General features: G+C 55.3%; 2 protein-coding genes. Both read right to left on the bottom strand.

The genetic code is table 11. The annotated features are described in order from the left end of the window. Positions 1-243: hypothetical protein (locus tag H5U08_RS18705; protein WP_297036632.1), on the bottom strand; the 243-nt coding region annotated here is incomplete at its 3' end. A 264-nt stretch (positions 244-507) separates the two neighbouring features. Further along, positions 508-1435, bottom strand: a 928-nt coding sequence (locus H5U08_RS18700; protein WP_297036629.1) for a polysaccharide biosynthesis/export family protein, incomplete at its 5' end; no start/stop codon positions are given.

Genomic DNA, 1435 nt, shown 5'->3' with positions numbered 1-1435 from the left:
CTGCGCCTCGATTGTCGGCGAAAGTGCGTTATCTCCCGTTTGAAGAATAAGTAATTCGGCTTTTGAAGAGTAAATTCTGGGCGCTGTTGCATAATACAGCGCGCCGAGAAGCGCAACCGCCAGAAAAGCACCCAGCATGATCTGCCACCGGCGCCTGACCGCCACGAGGAACTGGGCGATTGCGTGCAGAATGTGAGACGCCGAGTCCGGCACCGCCCATTGAATCCACGAGCTTTCGTTCATAGGCTCTTTTAATTTCCAAATCCGAAGGTTATTCCTGCGCTGTCTGAGATGCCTGAGTTTTACGCAATGTCGGAATCCTGGACAGGCAGCCAGGAATTCAGCATGTCCGGATAAACACCTTTCTTTGTCTGCATCAAATTGTCACGCGCTCATAGACTCGTCCGAAAGTACATCGAGATTTTCTCGAAATGAACAGTCCCATTAACACGCAGTATTTATCGATCAACCTACTGGGATAGAGGCAGGCGTTTACTCTTTAACCGGTCAATTCAGTGGGACGGTTCCACCCACATGGACGAACCCTTTAAGCAGGTTGTAAATAAACGTTCCGAACGTCTCCTCCACCGTGATAACATCCCCCGGGGCAATGCGGAGGTTTTCCGCCGGGTTCTTGGCGGCCGTGCGGAGGTTCGCCCGAATGAGCACAGGCTCACTGCGTCCCCGTATTTGTCGCACGATCCACACCTTATCCGCCAGCGGATTGGAACATCCCCCAGCCAGCGCAATAACATCCATTAGCCGCAGATCCTGTGATGCTGGAAAAGCATACATGCCAGGCTTGTTGACAAGCCCATCAACGTAGATGGGATCGAGTTTTCGTGGTGGCACAAACACCACGTCCCCATCCTCAAGCCGGTATTCCTGGAGGGACTGATTGTCCTGTCCAGCAGATCGCAGATCCACCTTGAGGGACTCCCCAGGCGCCACCGGCTCGGTAAAAGAGGTTAACTGGCCTGGAGCGTTTCCAACTTTGGAAGCGACAGCCGGCCCGACGGAACCTGCGGAACCGGATCGGCGGATTTCCACGACCGGATCCGCATCCGGTTTCAATCCTTCTGCCTGAACCAGAGCCGTCAGAAGGTCCGCCTGGGCGGCTGGGATGTTGTAGACCCCGGGTTTTGCCACCGCCCCAGTCACCGTTATTCGATAAGTGCGGGACTGCACACGTTTGATCGTGACCGTTGGCCGACGGTAAACGTCCCGTTCAATAGCGGCCTGGGCAATGGCCCTTTCCGCATCAGGAAAGCGCATGCCACCGACGGTCACTTTCCCAATGGGAGGGACCTGAATGTTGCCCTCGTCGTCTACCCGACAGGAAATGGCGGTATCCTTCGTATCCAGACTGGTGAGAACGCTGACTTCCAACAGATCGCCCGGCATGATCACGTCGCTTGGTCCCTGGTCGCTTGCC

The organism is Thermogutta sp., from assembly GCF_014359955.1.
Taxonomy (GTDB): Bacteria; Planctomycetota; Planctomycetia; order Pirellulales; family Thermoguttaceae; genus Thermogutta.
The sequence above is the reverse complement of the archived record's forward strand: the minus strand, read 5'-3'. Positions and strand labels throughout refer to the sequence as shown.